This window comes from uncultured Metabacillus sp. (assembly GCF_947503125.1).
Classification (GTDB): Bacteria; Bacillota; Bacilli; order Bacillales; family Bacillaceae; genus Metabacillus.
The window spans coordinates 1-259 of record NZ_CANNCR010000222.1 but is presented as its reverse complement, the minus strand read 5'-3'; the positions used below and the strand labels follow the sequence as shown (position 1 = coordinate 259).

General features: G+C 35.5%; 1 protein-coding gene. It reads left to right on the top strand.

The window, feature by feature from the left end:
• Window positions 1-213: ATP-binding protein (locus Q1B07_RS26945; RefSeq protein ID WP_299095893.1), on the top strand; the 213-nt coding region annotated here is incomplete at its 5' end.
• Between the last annotated feature and the right edge of the window lie 46 nt (window positions 214-259).

Here is a 259-nt window from a genome sequence, read left to right as displayed (position 1 = left end):
CTGGCTACGGCACTTGGGGTTAAAGCCTGCGAGAATGGATATGAGGTACGTTTTTTCAGAGTAGCAGATTTAGTGGGGCAATTGGAAGAAGCCCTAAAAGAAGGAACCTTACAAAAGTTAAAAAGGCAGATTGAAAAATGTGACTTACTTATATTAGACGAATTATGTGAAGCTTTGCATAACTCATCTTATGGAAAGTTAATTATTATGTAAAGTTGAGTGTTAAAACCCATGTATAATCAAAGATTTTTAACACCCA